Consider the following 15,318-nt stretch of genomic DNA (forward strand, 5'->3'; position numbering starts at 1 on the left):
GGGCGGGGCCGGGTCACGATCACGGAGATCGCACGGCAGGCCGGGGTCTCGGTGCCGACGGTGTCGCGGGTCGTCAACGGACGGTCCGACGTGTCGCCGAGGACCCGGGCCCGGGTGGAGGACCTGCTGCTGCGGCACGGCTACCGCAAGCGCCCGACCGCCTCCGGCAGCGGTGCGGCCCTGCTGGACCTCGTCTTCAACGATCTCGACAGCCCCTGGGCGGTGGAGATCATCCGGGGCGTGGAGGAGGTGGCGCACGCGGCCGGGGTCGGCACGGTGGTGTCGGCGATCCACGGGCGCTCGGGAGACGCCCGCGAATGGATGCGCAACCTCCGGGCCCGCGCCTCGGACGGCGTCATCCTGGTCACCTCGGTCCTGGAGCCGGTGCTGCACGAGGAGTTGCGGGCCCTCGGCGTCCCGCTGGTCGTCGTCGACCCGGCGGGCTCCCCCGCCCTCGACGTGCCCACCATCGGCGCGGCCAACTGGTCCGGCGGCATGGCGGCCACCGACCATCTGCTGTCCCTCGGCCACCGCCGGATCGGCCTGATCGCGGGCCCGCCCCGGCTGCTGTGCTCCCGCGCCCGCCTGGACGGCTACCGGGCGGCCCTGGAGGGCGCCGGCGTCGCCCTGGACGAAACCCTGGTCGTCCCCGGCGACTTCCACCCCGAGTCCGGCTTCCGGGGCTGCAACACCCTTCTCGACCTCCCCGAACCGCCGACCGCCCTCTTCGCGGCCGGCGACCAGATGGCGCTCGGCGCGATCGAGGCGCTGCGCCGACGCGGCCTGCGCGTTCCGGAGGACATGAGCGTGGTCGGCTTCGACGACCTTCCCGAGGTCCGCTGGTCCGCTCCCCCGCTGACCACGGTCCGCCAACCCCTCGCCGACATGGGCAAGCTGGCGGTCCGTACGGCCTTGCGGCTGACCCGCGACGAACAGCCGGACGCACCGCGCGTGGAGCTGGGCACGGAGCTGGTGGTGCGGTCCAGCACCGCACCACCAGCACTGCCCTGAGCCGGTGCAGAGCCTTCCTGATCGCGGCTAGTGCAGAGCCTTCCTGATCGCGAAGTACGCGGGCTTGGGTGCCAGTTGCTCGTCCCACGGCAGCGCGGCGCCCTCCCCCGGGAAGAAGGCCGGGATCCAGGAGTACTTGTCGGTGTAGTCCCAGATCGTGATGCCCACGCAGCGGCGGACCGCCAGACAGGCCGAGGTCAGCCGGCCGTACCAGTCGGCCTGTTCCGCCAGCTTGTCGTCGGTCGCCGGGAGGATCATCCGGATGTCGACCTCGGTGAGCGCGGTGTCCAGGCCGAGCCGGGAGAAGCGGCGGAGGTTGTCCTCCAGGGTGGTCGGATAGCCGTACTGCAGCGCGAGGTGCGCCTGCAGGCCGATGCCGTCCAGCGGGACCTTCTGTGCTTTGAGGTCCTTGGTCAGCCGGTAGTACGCGTCCGACTTCGGGCCGACCGCCTCGATGTTGTAGTCGTTCAGGTACAGCTTGGCGTGCGGGTCCGCCTGGTGCGCCCAGCGCAGCGCGTCGGCGATGTATCCGGGGCCGAGCGTCTTGTACCAGATGGTCTCCCGGTAGGTGCCGTCCTCGTTGAACGCCTCGTTGACGACGTCCCAGGAGTAGACCTTGCCCTTGTAGTGCCGTACCTCCGTCTGGATGTGGTTCTTCAGCACCGCCCGCAGTTCGGCCGCCGTCCAGTCGCGGTCGGTGAGCCAGCTCGGCAGCTGGCTGTGCCAGACCAGGGTGTGGGCCCGTATCCGCTGGTGGTTCTCGCGGGCGAGGTTCACGATCTGGTCGCCGTTGGTCCAGTCGAAGACGCCTTGTTGCGGCTCGGTGGCGTACCACTTCATTCCGTTGCCGGGCGTGATCATGTCGAACTCCTTGCCGAGCAGGGCCGTGTAGGCGCTGTCGGTGAGTTCGGGGTTGTCGGTCGCGCTGCCGAAGTAGCGGCCGTGGCGCTGGGCCAGCTCCGCGAGCGTCGGCTGCTTGGGGCTCGCCTGGGCCGACGGCCCGGCGGCGAGTCCGGCCACGACCAGGCCGGCGGCGAGCGCGCCGGCGAGTCTGAGTCGGGTGGTCTTGCGCATGGTGCGACTCCTCACGGTGTGTGGTGTGGGGCCGTACGTCCGCCGGCGCGCGTCATCCCTTCGTGGCGCCGGCGGTGAGGCCGCCGACGAGTTGGCGCTCGGCGACCGAGTAGAGGGCGAGTGCGGGGACCATCGCCAGCACGAGGTAGGCGAAGACGCGGGCGTACTCGGCGGAGTACTGGCCCTGGAACTGCACGACGCCGAGGGGCAGCGTCCACCACTTGGAGTCGGTGAACACCAGCAGCGGCAGCATGAAGTTGTTCCAGCTCGCGACGACGGCGAGCACGGAGACCGTGCCGAGCGCCGGCCGTGCCATGGGCAGCAGCACCCGCCAGAAGAAGCCGAAGGCGCTGCACCCGTCCAGCGTGGCCGCCTCCTCCAGCTCTCCCGGGATCTGCCGGAAGAAGCCGCGCAGGATGATGATGGTCATCGGCAGCCCGAAGGCGGCCTGCGGGAGGATCACGCCGAGCGGGTTGTCCAGGAGGTCCAGGTACCGCAGGATCAGGAACAGCGGCAGGACGGCCACCGCGAAGGGGAACATCAGCCCCATCGTGAAGAACATGAACAGCACCTCCCGCCCGCGGAAGGCGAACCGGGCGAAGGAGAAGGCCGCGAGCGCGGACACGGCGACCACGAGCACGGTCGTCGCCACCGCTACCAGCGTGCTGTTGCCGAGCAGCCGCCAGAAGTCGCCCGAGCCGAGGATGTCGGTGTAGTTCCCGGTCAGCCAGTGCTCGGGCAGCCCGAAGGGGTTGCGGGAGAGTTCGTCGGTCGACTTGAAGCCGGACAGGGCGGCGTACAGCAGGGGTACGACCACCACCGAGCCGACCAGCACGAGCACGACGTGCAGCGGCAGTTTGCGCAGGGTCTTCACGCCCCGTCTCCCCTCATGTTCGTGGTGGCTCCCTCGAGGTCGCGGCGGAGCACGAACCGCTGGTAGGCGAGGGCGAAGACGAGACAGATGCCGAACATGACCACGCTGATCGCGCTGGCGTAGCCGACCTGGTAGCGCTTGAAGCCGTACTGGAACATGGTCACGGCCATCGTCTCGGAATGGTGGTCGGGTCCGCCCTGGGTGATCACCCAGACCAGGTCGAACAGTTGAATGGCCCCGATGACGGAGAGGAAGACGCTAATGCGCAGGGTGGGTGCGAGCAGCGGCAGGGTGACGTTGCGGAAGCGCTGCCAGGGGCCGGCGCCGTCGATCAGCGCCGCCTCCGTCAACTCGGCCGGGATGGACTGGAGTCCGGCGAGGTACAGCATCATGTGGAAGCCGAAGTACTTCCAGGTCATGACGAGGAAGAGGGTCGCCATGACGTAGGAGGGGTCGGCGAACCACTCCCCGCCGATCCCGCCGAGGCCGACGGCGCCGAGCACATGGTCGGCGAGCCCGTCGTCGGGGGCGAAGACCATGCTGAACAGGACGCCGGTGATGGCCTCGGACAGCACGTACGGGGCGAAGAACAGCATCCGGTAGACGGCCCGGCCGCGCAGCCGCTGGTTCAGGGCCACCGCCATGGCCAGCGCGAACGGCAGTTGCAGGACGAGCGAGAGGCCGACCAGGAGCAGACAGCGCCACAGGTCGCCGAGGAAGACGTCGTCCTTGAAGAGCTGGGTGAAGTTGTCCGTGCCGATGTAGTCGGAGGGCATGCCGAAGCCGCCCCAGCGGAAGAAGGCGGCGTACAGCGCGAACAGCATCGGCAGCAGCACCAGGCCGATGAAGAGCACCAGCGCGGGCACCTGGAAGCCGACCGCGGTGAGCCAGTTGACCAGCCGCCGGCGCGCCCGGCCACGTCCCGGCCTCGCCACGGGGGAGGTCGGGGCGAGGCCGGTGCCGGTCCGCTCGTCCGGGAGGAAAGTGGAGGTCATCGCCGGCTACTACGCTTCCTTCGCGGCCTTGGTGATCGACTGGGTGACCTGCTCGGGTGACTTGGAGCCGGCGATGAGCGCGGCGACGCTGTCGTTGACCTCCTGGCCGACGGCGGGCGCGTACGCCTGGTCGAGGTAGAGCTGGAAGCCGGTGGCGCCCTTCAACTGCGCCTGCACCGCCTTGGTGTTGGGGTCCGACAGGCCCTTCTCCGCGCCGGGCACGATCGGCAGGGTGTTGGTCTTCTTGACCAGTTCGAGGTCGGTGGTCTCGGAGGCGAAGAACTTCAGGAAGTCGACGGCCGCCTGCGGCGCGCCCTTGCGCAGGGCGTGCCCGCCGCCACCGCCGAACACCTCGGTGATCGCGCCCTTTCCGCCCTCGACGGCCGGGAAGGGGAAGAAGCCGAGGTTCGAGCCGAGCCCCTTGCCGGAGTCGGCCTCGACGACCGGGGCCCACTGGCCCATCAGCTCCATGGCCGCCTTGCCGTTGCCCATGGTGGCGGCCTGTCCGGTCGGGGTGGAGTACGAGGCGCCCAGGAACCCCTTCTGGAACGGCTGGAGTTTGACGAGGTCCTGGAGGTGCTGCCCGGCCTGGACCAGCCCGGGGTCGCTGAAGTCCTTGTCGTCGCTGGCCTTCTGGAGGGCGGCGATACCGGCCGTGCGCATGGCGAGGTAGGCCCAGTAGTACATCTCGGGCCACTTCTCCTTGCCGGCGAGGGCGATGGGCGTGATGTTCTTCGCCTTGAGCTTCTTCACCGCGTCGAGGAAGCCGCTCCAGGTGGTGGGGGGCGTGCTGATGCCCGCCTGCTGGAAGAGCGCCTTGTTGTACCAGAAGCCGATCATGCCGATGTCGAACGGGATGCCGTAGACCTTCTTGTCGAAGATGTACGGCTGCTTCGCCACCGGCAGCACGCTGTCGGCCCACGGCTTGGTGCGGTCGGTGAGGTCCTCGACGAGCCCCGCGTCGATCTGCTGCCTGAGCACGCCGCCGCCCCAGGTGTGGAAGATGTCCGGCAGCTTCCCGGAGGCGGTCAGCGCGGTCATCTTGGACTTGTAGGCGTCGTTCTCCAGCTGCACGATCTTCAGCTTGACCTTGGGGTTCTGGGCCTCGAACTTCTTGGCCAGTCCGGCCCAGACGGTCTTCGTCGGCTCGGTGGTGGAGATGTTCCACCACTCGATCGTGGTCGTGCCGTCCGCCGACGACCCGTCCGAGTCGCCGCCGCAGCCGCTCAGTGCGGTCATGCCCAGACCGGCCGCGGCGGAGGCCGCCAGGAAGCCGCGGCGGGACAGTGCCCGGTCGCCCATGATGCGCTCCTTGGGGTAGGGACGGCGTGTCGACGGCCGTCCGCTGGACCGAAAGTTTCGGAGTTGATCCAGAAAGATGCGTTGTTGCCGCACCCTAGAGACAGCTCCCAAACGGTGGCAACCCCTTGTACGCGGTGAATCTGCGGCCAACCTGCGTGGACGGTCGGACCGTTGACGAGATCCCGGATTGATCGGACCCCTTATATGCGTCAGCCCCTCCGGAAGAACGTCGAAACATTCGAATGAGCCGACGAACCTTCCGGAGGGGCACTGGGCACTGTAGAAGCTCAGGTCTCGAAGCGATACCCCATGCCGGGCTCGGTGATGAGCCGGGCCGTTACCCCCGCCCTCCATGCGGGCGCGACCGTACGCCCGTCATCAGGACGTCCAGTCCCCGCCGTGTCGTCGCCAGGACCACCCGGTCGCCCGCGACCAGCACCCGCCCCTGTGCCGGACGCCAGTCGAAGTCCGTGCGGTCGGGGCGAGGTGTGTCGGGGCCGTCCACGGCCGCCGATCCGGGCAGCGGGCCGCGCGCGGCCCCCACGGCCAGCACCCGCCACTCGTTCTCCCGGAACGCCTCGTGCACCGAGCGCCCCTCCAGCTCGGCGTGCCCCGCCACGTCCACGCAGGTGAACAGCAGCGAGCCCCGCTCCACCGGCATCACCCCCAGCACATGGCGGCCCATCATCGCCGCCGCGAAGGAGGGCGCGGCCAAGGCCGAGACGCTTCTGCTGCGGGTGAGGGCGTCCGGGTAGGAGGCACGCAGGGTGCGCTGGACGGTCGCCGCGAACGCGTCGTCGTACAGCCGCGTCACCACCCGCACGGCGGGGTTGGTCTCCCGGACGGCCATGACGATGTCGAGGTTCTGGCCGTCGTCGCGGGTGAGGACGAGCAGCGAGCCGCTCTGCCGGACACGGGCCCGTTCGAGCACGGCCGGCTCCGTGGCGTCCTCCAGCAGCAGCGGTATCCCGAGCCGGCGGGCGAGGGCGACGCCGCGTGCGCGCGGGTCGCGTTCGATGGCGACGACCTGATGCCCGGTGGCGTGCAGCCGGTCGAGTACGCGGGTGCCGACCATGCCCAGGCCGACCAGCACGATGTGGCCGTCCACGTCGTCGTCGGGCGGATGGCTCGCGGAGGCGGTACGGAAGGCGTCGGTGGCGTTCACCGTCGCGGCGACGACGAGCGGGAGGACGGCAAGCCCCACGAAACCGGCGAGCAGTTGGAGCACCCTCCGGGCCACCGACTCCTCGGTGGCCGGGTCGCCCATGGTGAAGATGTCCAGCAACGGCAGGTAGATGTTCTTCCACCACGGGCGCTCGTCGGCGAAGAGCGCGGTCGCCGTCGACAGGCCGGCCACCACCGCCGCCAAGGCCCCGTACACGGCGGCGAGTTGATGGGAGAGGAAGACCTTCCACGGCAGATGGGCAAGGCGCGCCCGCACCCAGCCGCGCGGGCGGAAGCGCCGGGTCCGCGCGGTCTGTTCGGCTGCGGGATGGCTGACCTCCTCCAGCATCAGCCGTCCGTGCGTGAACTGCCGGTGGTACGCGGTCGGGTCGTCGGGCAGCAAGCGGATGCCGTCCTCGCCCGCGGCCTCCGCGCTGTCCTGGCTCGCGGGATCGTCCTGGTGGGCGCCGGACAGGACGGCGAGCGTGGCGAGGTCGGTGGTGTGCGGCGGAGTGCCGGCGGGGCGTACGACCCCGCGGAAGACCTTCCCCTCGACCTGGAGGGTGTGCCCATGGCCCACCGCGGCGGCCGCCACCAGTTCCGGTACGGCGGTGTCGGCGTCGGACAGCACCGTGGCGGAGGTGTCCTGACCGAGGTCGCCGCACAGCCCCGCCGCCCGGTCCAGCAGCCGCTCCAGGTGCCGGCCGCGTTCACCGTCGAACATCCGCACCACCAGCCGAACCGAGGGGTTCACGGTCCGGGCCAGCAGGGCGCCGGTCATGTTGACCTGGTCGTCACGGTAGGTGAGGGCGAGCGCGGCGGCCCGTTCCACGCCCGCCGCGCGCAGCGTCCGCTCGTCGGGGCGGGCGGAGACGTGCAGTTCGACCGGCGAGTCCGGGTCCTGGTGCAGCGCGGCGATCCGCGCGCCGTGCTCGTCGCTGGTGGAGGGCAGCACGACGGTGACGACCTCGCCGCACACGGCGTCCAGTTCGACGGCCAGCCGGTGTGCGAGTCCGTCGTCGCCGCAGATCACCATGTGCTGCGATCTCTGACCGGCTGGTGTCGGGGCGGGGAGAGTTGACGTCACATCAGGCTGAACGGCAGGGATCATGAACACTGTTCCAGCCGTGTACCTGACAGCCTCCAAGATTGCGTCAAAACCACGCCAAGGCGCGGCGAGTACGGCCCGCGGCGCCCGCGACAGGCTGACCCAGCACCCGGGAACCGTACCCGCCGAGTCCGCCGACCCGATCCATCGCGGCCCCGCCATGACACAGGGTGTCCACCGCTCGGGACGCTGCCCCGACCCCCATACGGCCCAGAACTCGGCGAACCCACGCAAGTCGGCCCGACGCAGGTCCGTCAGCGCCCCCGCCAGCGAGTCTTAACGCAAGATTGACGCCCTCGACCGTCTCATCCGTGGGCCCACACGTAACTCTCCGCTTACGCTGGTGCCGCCGTCCGCGTGATGGCCAGAACCGCACGACGGCCCGCACATCAGGAGCACGCCGAATGGCCACGACCGAACACCCTCCCAGCCGTATGCGCGCCTGGATGCTGGAGGGGCTGGCCGACATGGGCAAGGGGATCCAGCAGGCCCCGCACGCCCAGCCGGAGCCGCCGCACAAGGGCCAGCGCTGGTACCGGGTCATGTGTCTGACCGGTGTGGACTACTTCTCGACCCTCGGCTACCAGCCCGGCATCGCGGCCCTGGCGGCCGGTCTCCTCTCACCCGTCGCGACCGTCGTGCTCGTGATCGTCACCCTGGCCGGTGCCCTGCCCGTCTACCGTCGGGTCGCCGAGGAGAGCCCGCACGGCGAGGGCTCGATCGCCATGCTGGAGCGACTGCTGTCGTTCTGGAAGGGCAAGCTGTTCGTCCTCGCCCTGCTGGGCTTCGCCGCCACCGACTTCCTCATCACCATCACGCTGTCGGCCGCGGACGCCTCGACCCACCTGGTCGAGAACCCGCACCTGACCAGCACCCTGCAGGGCCGGCAGATGGTGATCACCCTGGTCCTGGTCGCCCTGCTCGGCGCGGTCTTCCTCAAGGGCTTCCTGGAGGCCATCGGCGTCGCGGTCGCCCTGGTCGTCGCCTATCTCGGGCTCAACGCCGTGGTCGTGGCCGTCGGCTTCTGGCACGTCCTCACCGAGGGCCATGTGGTCACCGACTGGACCAGCGCCCTCACCGCGGAACACGGGAACGTCTTCGCCATGATCGGTGTCTCCCTGCTGGTCTTCCCGAAGCTGGCGCTCGGCCTGTCCGGCTTCGAGACCGGCGTCGCGGTCATGCCGCACGTCCAGGGGGACGCCGGTGACACCGAGGAGAACCCCAAGGGCCGTATCCGGGACACCAAGAAGCTCCTGACGACCGCCGCCCTGATCATGAGCGTCTTCCTGATCGCCACCAGCTTCATCACCACGGTGCTGATCCCGGAGAAGGAGTTCAAGACCGGCGGCCAGGCCAACGGCCGTGCCCTGGCCTATCTCGCGCACCAGTACCTGGGCGGCGCCTTCGGCACGGCGTACGACGTCTCGACCATCGCCATCCTGTGGTTCGCCGGAGCCTCCGCGATGGCCGGACTGCTCAACCTGATGCCGCGCTACCTGCCCCGCTACGGCATGGCCCCGCACTGGGCCCGCGCCGTACGGCCCATGGTCATCGTCTTCACTCTGATCGCCTTCCTCGTCACCTGGATCTTCGACGCGAACGTCGACGCCCAGGGAGGCGCCTACGCCACCGGCGTCCTGGTGCTCATGTCCTCGGCCGCGATCGCGGTGACCATCGCCGCCCGGCGCGCGGGCCAGCGCGGGTGGACCATCGGCTTCGGCATCGTCTCGGCGGTCCTGCTCTACGTCACCGGCGCGAACGTCGTCGAACGCCCGGACGGCGTCAAGATCGGCGCCTGCTTCATCGCCGGCATCATCCTGGTCTCCCTGCTGTCGCGCCTGGCCCGCGCCTTCGAGCTGCGCGTCACCCATGTCGAGCTCGACGACATGGCACAACGATTCATCCGGGACATGTCCAGCCGGAAGATACGGTTCATCGCCAACGAGCCCGGCCGACGCGACAAGGCCGAGTACCGCGACAAGATCGAGCAGATCCGCGCCGACAACGACATCCCCGGCGAGGACTTCGTCTTCGTGGAGGTCACGGTCACCGACCCGTCCGAGTTCGAGGCGGGCCTGACGGTGCACGGCGAGGTCCTGCACAACCGCTACCGCGTCCTGACCCTGGAGTCCTCCTCCATCCCCAACGCCCTGGCCGCCCTCGCCCTCCACGTCCGCGACACCACGGGCTGCATCCCGCACATCTACTTCGAGTGGACCGAGGGCACCCCCTTCGCCAACTTCCTGCGCTTCTTCCTCTTCGGCCAGGGCGAGGTCGCCCCGGTCACCCGAGAGGTCCTGCGCGAAGCGGAACCGGACCGCGCACGGCGACCCCGGGTCCACACCGGCTGAGCGTCAGGGCGCCCGAGCCCGGTCGGGGACCGCCACTCGGCCCTGCTCCCGCCCCGCGTGACCGCGGGGCCCCGGCCAGCCGAACCGCACGCGGCCCACTGCACCGGCGCCTGGTGCGTCCGGACGCCCTGATCGCCGCACGGCAGTACAGCGGCCCGCACCTCCTCCCACCTGGTCCTGCGCGACGCCCATGGCGACCGGCTCGAACTCGACCCCCGCGTCCTGATGGCCGGCCCCCTACGGTGGCACTAACTCGACGCGGACGTGCGCCGCTCGATCGAACGGCGGCCCCGTGCGCCAGGGCACGGAGGTGCTGCGACAGCGACGGCGTCGTTCTCGTCCTGGCGGGCTCCTGCCAGGACGGCGGACAGGGAGGCCGCGGACCAGCACGCGGAGTGGACCGCCGGCGCCGGATGGAATGCCGGCCGGTCACGGATCGCTCACCTCGTCGGAGTCGGCGTCGGCGTCAAAGGCCCTGGATGCCGAGGCGCCGTCCCTGGGGCGGGCCCGACGAACACGACGTCCGCCCCGTATCCGGGACCTGGCGGGCCGCCCGCCTCGGCCTCACCACCGCGGACATGCCCGGCGCCGTCCCGACCGCCTTCGCCCAGGGCATCGCTTTCGCCCGGCCCTTTCCACCGGCCCCCGGCCACGCCCCTATCGTTACGGCATGCAGAGCTACACGATCGGCCAGGCGGCGCGGCTGCTCGGCGTCAGCCCGGACACCGCGCGGCGCTGGGCGGACGCCGGCCGCGTGGTGACCCACCGCGACGAGGGCGGGCGGCGACTCATCGACGGCCGGGACCTGGCGGCCTTCTCCGTAGAGCTCGCCAGGGCGGGCACCGGCGAGGAGGAGACCTCGTACACCTCGGTCCGCAACGCCTTCCCCGGCATCGTCACCGCGATCAAACTCGGCGACGTGGCCGCCCAGGTCGAGATCCAGGCCGGTCCGCACCGTCTGGTCTCCCTGCTGACCCGGGAGGCCGTGGAGGAACTGGGCCTGGAGGTCGGCATGGAGGCCACGGCCCGCGTGAAGTCGACGAACGTCCACATCGACCGCGTCTGACCTCCCGGCCGGAACGCCCCCCGGCGGCTACGGTGACCCGTGGGCACAAACACCCACAGGCCCCACCGATCCCCCATCTCCCGCGAGGCGTTCCCATGAGGCTGAGCATCCGCAACCAGATCCCCGGCACGGTCACCGCCGTCACCCCCGGCGAGGTCATGGCCACCGTCAAGGTCCGCCTCACCGGCGGTCAGGAGATCACCGCGGCGATCACCCTGGAATCCGTCGAGGAACTCGGCCTCGCCGCGGGGACCGCCGTGCGCGCCCTGGTGAAGTCGACGGAGGTGTCCCTCGCCACCGCGCCGGTCCAGGGCCTGTCCATCCGCAACCAACTGCCCGGCACGGTCACCGACATCGCCACCGGCGGCGCCATGGCCTCCGTGAAGGTCGCGGTCGAGGGCGGCGAACTGACCTCCGCGATCACCAGGGACGCCGCGACCGACCTGGGCCTGACGACCGGCGCGTCCGTCGTCGCCCTGATCAAGTCGACCGAGGTGTCACTGGCCACGGCCTGACACGAAAAGGGCCCCGCCGAAGCGGGGCCCCCATCCACGACCGGCTCAGTCCTCGTAGGCGTCCAGCGGCGGGCACGAGCACACCAGGTTGCGGTCGCCGAAGGCCTGGTCGATCCGGCGCACCGGCGGCCAGTACTTGTCGGCGGCCGAGACACCGGCCGGGAAGACGGCCTCCTCGCGCGTGTACGCGTGCTCCCACTCGTCGCCCAGCGCGGCGGCGGTGTGCGGCGCGTTGCGCAGCGGGTTGTCGTCCGCCGGCCACTCGCCCGAGCCGACCTTCTCGATCTCCGCGCGGATGGCGATCATCGCGTCGCAGAACCGGTCCAGCTCGGTCAGGTCCTCGGACTCGGTGGGCTCGATCATCAGCGTGCCGGCCACCGGGAAGGACATGGTCGGGGCGTGGAAGCCGTAGTCGATCAGCCGCTTGGCCACGTCGTCGACGCTCACCCCGGTCGCCTTGGTCAGCGGCCGCAGGTCGATGATGCACTCGTGCGCGACCAGACCGCCGGGCCCGGTGTAGAGCACCGGGTAGTGCGGCTCGAGCCGCTTGGCGATGTAGTTGGCGGACAGCACGGCCACCTGCGTGGCCCTCTTGAGCCCCTCACCGCCCATGAGCCGGACGTACGCCCAGGAGATCGGCAGGATGCCCGCGGAACCCCAGGGCGCGGCCGAGATGGGCCCCACCCCGGTCTCCGGGCCGGCCTCCGGCTGCAGCGGGTGGTTCGGCAGGTACGGCGCCAGGTGCGAGCGCACACCCACCGGGCCGACGCCCGGACCGCCGCCGCCGTGCGGGATGCAGAAGGTCTTGTGCAGGTTCAGGTGCGAGACGTCCCCGCCGAAGTGGCCCGGCTTGGCGAGGCCGACCAGCGCGTTGAGGTTGGCGCCGTCGACGTAGACCTGCCCGCCGGCCTCGTGCACCTGCGCGCAGATGTCGGCGACGTGCTCCTCGAACACGCCGTGCGTCGAGGGGTACGTGATCATCAGCACGGCCAGCTCGTCGCGATACTGCTCGATCTTCGCCCGCAGGTCCTCGACGTCGATCTCGCCGTCCTCGGCGGTCTTCACGACGACGACCTTCATCCCGGCCATCACGGCGCTGGCGGCGTTCGTGCCGTGCGCGGAGGACGGGATCAGACACACGGTCCGCTGCTCGTCCCCGTTGGCCCGGTGGTATCCGCGCACGGCCAGCAGCCCGGCCAGTTCGCCCTGCGACCCGGCGTTCGGCTGCAGCGACACCTTGTCGTACCCGGTGACCTCGGCGAGACGTTCCTCCAGCTCGTGGATGAGCGTGAGGTAGCCCTGCGCCTGCTCGGCGGGGGCGAAGGGGTGCAGCTGACCGAACTCGGGCCAGGTGACCGGCTCCATCTCGGTGGTCGCGTTGAGCTTCATGGTGCAGGAGCCCAGCGGGATCATGCCCCGGTCGAGCGCGTAGTCCCGGTCGGCCAGCCGGCGCAGGTAGCGCAGCATGGCGGTCTCGGAGCGGTGCTGGTGGAACACGGGGTGGGTGAGGAAGTCGTCCCGGCGCAGCCGGTCCTCGGGCAGGGCCGCCCCGGCGACCGCGTCCAGCGCCTCGACGTCGCCGTCGACCCCGAAGGCCGCCCACACGGCCGCCAGCTGGGCCCGCCCGGTCGTCTCGTCGCAGGCGATCGACACCTGGTCGGCGTCGACGAGGCGCAGGTTGACGCCGTTGTTACGGGCGGCCGCGACGACCTCACCGGCCCGTCCGGGCACCCGCACGGTGAGCGTGTCGAAGTACGCCCCGTGCACCACCTCGACGCCCCCGGCCTTCAGACCCTCGGCGAGGATCGTGGCGTAGCGGTGCGTGCGCCAGGCGATGCTCCGCAGCCCCTCGGGGCCGTGGTAGACGGCGTACATCCCGGCCATGACCGCGAGCAGCACCTGCGCGGTGCAGATGTTGCTGGTGGCCTTCTCCCGCCGGATGTGCTGCTCACGGGTCTGCAGGGCCAGCCGGTACGCCTTGTGCCCGTCCGCGTCCACGGACACGCCCACGAGCCGTCCGGGCAGGCTGCGCGCGAACTTCTCGTGCACGGCCATGTAGCCCGCGTGCGGCCCGCCGAAGCCCATCGGCACACCGAACCGCTGGGTCGTCCCCACCGCGATGTCGGCCCCGAGCTCCCCGGGCGACTTCAGCAGGGTGAGGGCGAGCAGATCGGCGGCGACGGTGACCAGGGCACCCAGCTCGTGCGCCTGGTCGATCACCGCCTTGATGTCGCGTACGGCACCGGAGGCGCCGGGGTACTGGACCAGCACGCCGTTGATCTCCCGCCCGGCGACCTCGGCCGGGATACCGTCGCTCAGGTCGGCGACCACGACCTCCACGCCCGTCGGCTCGGCGCGGGTCTCGATCACGGCGATGGTCTGCGGCAGCACGTCCGCGTCGACCAGGAACAGGCCCTTCTTGTTCTTCCCCATACGGCGGGACAGGGACATGGCCTCAGCGGCCGCCGTTCCCTCGTCGAGCAGCGAGGCGCCGGAGGTGGGCAGTCCGGTGAGGTCGGCGACCATGGTCTGGAAGTTGAGCAGGGCCTCGAGCCGCCCCTGGGAGATCTCGGGCTGGTACGGCGTGTAGGCCGTGTACCAGGCGGGGTTCTCCATCACGTTCCGCAGGATCACGGGCGGGGTGAAGGTGCCGTAGTACCCGAGCCCGATCATCGAGCCGAGCACCTGGTTGCGGTCGGCCAGCGAACGCAGCTCGGCCAGCACCTCGGCCTCGGTCCGCGCTCCCGGCAGCTCGAGGGCATCGGCGTTCCTGATGACGTCCGGCACCGCGGCGGTGGTCAGCTCGTCCAGCGAGCCGTACCCGATGTGGGCGAGCATCTTCGCCCGGGCTTCCTGGTCGGGCCCGATGTGGCGCTGCTCGAAGGGGATCCCCTTCTCGAGCTCGGAGAGCGGAATGCGATGGGCGGTCATTTGCGGAGGCCTCCTGGTCTGACACGACCTTCGAGGGGCACCACGGCACGGGTACCCGAACGGCCTCCCCCTCTGTCATCTCGACCTGAGAGCTTCACCGGGTGGCCCGAAAGCTCCCGGTTTTCACCGTCGGTGAGGGCGGAAGCCGTGACACCCGCCCTGCTTTCCAGAGTGACCTCGTCCGTGCGGTACGTGAGCCTGAGAGATTCCGGGGAGGATTTGCTCCTTCGGCGCCTCCGGTGTCACCCGGAGGACTCTCCCGCACGGGGTCATCAGCCGTTGACAGAGTACCAGTGCGCTCTACAGCGCGGCTCGAGTGGCCGCGTCGCCCGATGTGCACTTTCGTAGTGCTTACGGATGAGTTGCGACCATGTGGAGGGCCCGTGCAGACCGACATCGATCCGCGCAACCTGATCGGCCGCAAGGCGTTCGACCGCAACGGCACGAAGATCGGCACCATCGACGAGGTCTATCTCGACGACGCCACCGGCGTCCCCGAGTGGGCGGCCATACGTACGGGCCTCTTCTCCCGCGACGCCTTCGTCCCCCTGGAGCCCAGCGAGCTGGTCGAGGGCACCCTCCACGTCCCCTTCGACCGGGCCCTGATCAAGGACGCCCCCGACTTCGGCGTGGGCCGCCACCTCTCCCCCGAGCAGGAACTCCAGCTCTACCACCACTACGGCCTCCACCTGGCCTCACCCCCCTCGCTCCCGGACCGCGACTTCGGCAGACTCGCGGGCCAGGAGGACGCGGACGCCTGATCCCCGACCCGCCGACACCCACAGCCGGCCCCTCTCACACGCCGCCCTCGCTCACACGCCTCCCCCGTCCACCGAGACCCCGGGTCTCTGCGCGACCAACGGCAACGGTTCGGCCATCTCAAGCTCAGGGTCGTCGACCCGGAACGTCCGCACCCTCCCGGGCCTG

At 70.5% G+C, this 15,318-nt stretch carries 11 protein-coding genes and 1 riboswitch; of the genes, 5 read left to right on the top strand and 6 right to left on the bottom strand.

The window, feature by feature from the left end:
* A partial coding sequence (locus GRC12_RS30540; RefSeq protein WP_208782779.1) for a LacI family DNA-binding transcriptional regulator occupies positions 1–1,011 on the top strand: 1,011 nt, incomplete at its 5' end.
* A 27-nt stretch (positions 1,012–1,038) separates the two neighbouring features.
* Here GRC12_RS30540 and GRC12_RS30545 read toward each other — a convergent pair.
* The 5 genes from GRC12_RS30545 to GRC12_RS30565 all read right to left on the bottom strand — a co-directional run bounded on the left by GRC12_RS30545 (position 1,039) and on the right by GRC12_RS30565 (position 7,456).
* Positions 1,039–2,085 (bottom strand): endo-1,4-beta-xylanase, encoded by a 1,047-nt coding sequence (locus tag GRC12_RS30545; protein WP_208782780.1) that lies wholly within the window; start codon positions 2,083–2,085, stop codon positions 1,039–1,041.
* A 52-nt stretch (positions 2,086–2,137) separates the two neighbouring features.
* Positions 2,138–2,959 (bottom strand): carbohydrate ABC transporter permease, encoded by an 822-nt coding sequence (locus GRC12_RS30550; protein ID WP_133047482.1) that lies wholly within the window; start codon positions 2,957–2,959, stop codon positions 2,138–2,140.
* Positions 2,956–3,954 carry a carbohydrate ABC transporter permease gene (locus GRC12_RS30555; RefSeq protein ID WP_133047481.1) on the bottom strand — a complete coding sequence of 333 codons (999 nt, stop codon included), beginning with the start codon at positions 3,952–3,954 and terminating at the stop codon, positions 2,956–2,958. Before GRC12_RS30555 ends, GRC12_RS30550 begins: the two co-directional genes overlap by 4 nt.
* A gap of 9 nt (positions 3,955–3,963) precedes the next feature.
* The gene (locus GRC12_RS30560) at positions 3,964–5,256 is read right to left on the bottom strand and encodes an extracellular solute-binding protein (protein ID WP_208782781.1); all 1,293 of its coding nucleotides are present in this window, start codon (positions 5,254–5,256) and stop codon (positions 3,964–3,966) included.
* Positions 5,257–5,593: 337 nt separating this feature from the next.
* Entirely contained in the window at positions 5,594–7,456 is a 1,863-nt protein-coding gene (locus GRC12_RS30565) for an NAD-binding protein (RefSeq protein ID WP_208782782.1), read from the bottom strand.
* Between the two features lie 476 nt (positions 7,457–7,932).
* Between GRC12_RS30565 and GRC12_RS30570 the strand changes: the two genes are divergently transcribed.
* The 3 genes from GRC12_RS30570 to GRC12_RS30580 all read left to right on the top strand — a co-directional run bounded on the left by GRC12_RS30570 (position 7,933) and on the right by GRC12_RS30580 (position 11,460).
* The gene (locus GRC12_RS30570; protein WP_208782783.1) at positions 7,933–9,879 is read left to right on the top strand and encodes an APC family permease; all 1,947 of its coding nucleotides are present in this window, start codon (positions 7,933–7,935) and stop codon (positions 9,877–9,879) included.
* Between the two features lie 670 nt (positions 9,880–10,549).
* Positions 10,550–10,945, top strand: a complete 396-nt coding sequence (locus GRC12_RS30575) for a TOBE domain-containing protein (RefSeq protein WP_208782784.1) — start codon at positions 10,550–10,552, stop codon at positions 10,943–10,945.
* Between the two features lie 95 nt (positions 10,946–11,040).
* A complete protein-coding gene (locus tag GRC12_RS30580; RefSeq protein ID WP_208782785.1) occupies positions 11,041–11,460 on the top strand; it encodes a TOBE domain-containing protein in 420 nt (139 codons plus the stop codon).
* A 45-nt stretch (positions 11,461–11,505) separates the two neighbouring features.
* On the opposite strand, the gene gcvP is transcribed toward GRC12_RS30580, so the two are convergent.
* Positions 11,506–14,391 (bottom strand): aminomethyl-transferring glycine dehydrogenase, encoded by a 2,886-nt coding sequence (gene gcvP, locus GRC12_RS30585; protein ID WP_208782786.1) that lies wholly within the window; start codon positions 14,389–14,391, stop codon positions 11,506–11,508.
* Between the two features lie 176 nt (positions 14,392–14,567).
* Positions 14,568–14,663: riboswitch (glycine riboswitch) on the bottom strand.
* Positions 14,664–14,774: 111 nt separating this feature from the next.
* Here gcvP and GRC12_RS30590 point away from each other — a divergent pair.
* Complete coding sequence (locus GRC12_RS30590) at positions 14,775–15,152, top strand: PRC-barrel domain-containing protein (RefSeq protein ID WP_207929935.1); 378 nt, start codon at positions 14,775–14,777, stop codon at positions 15,150–15,152.
* The last annotated feature ends 166 nt before the right edge of the window (positions 15,153–15,318 follow it).

This window comes from Streptomyces griseorubiginosus, from assembly GCF_017614965.1.
GTDB lineage: Bacteria > Actinomycetota > Actinomycetes > Streptomycetales > Streptomycetaceae > Streptomyces > Streptomyces griseorubiginosus_B.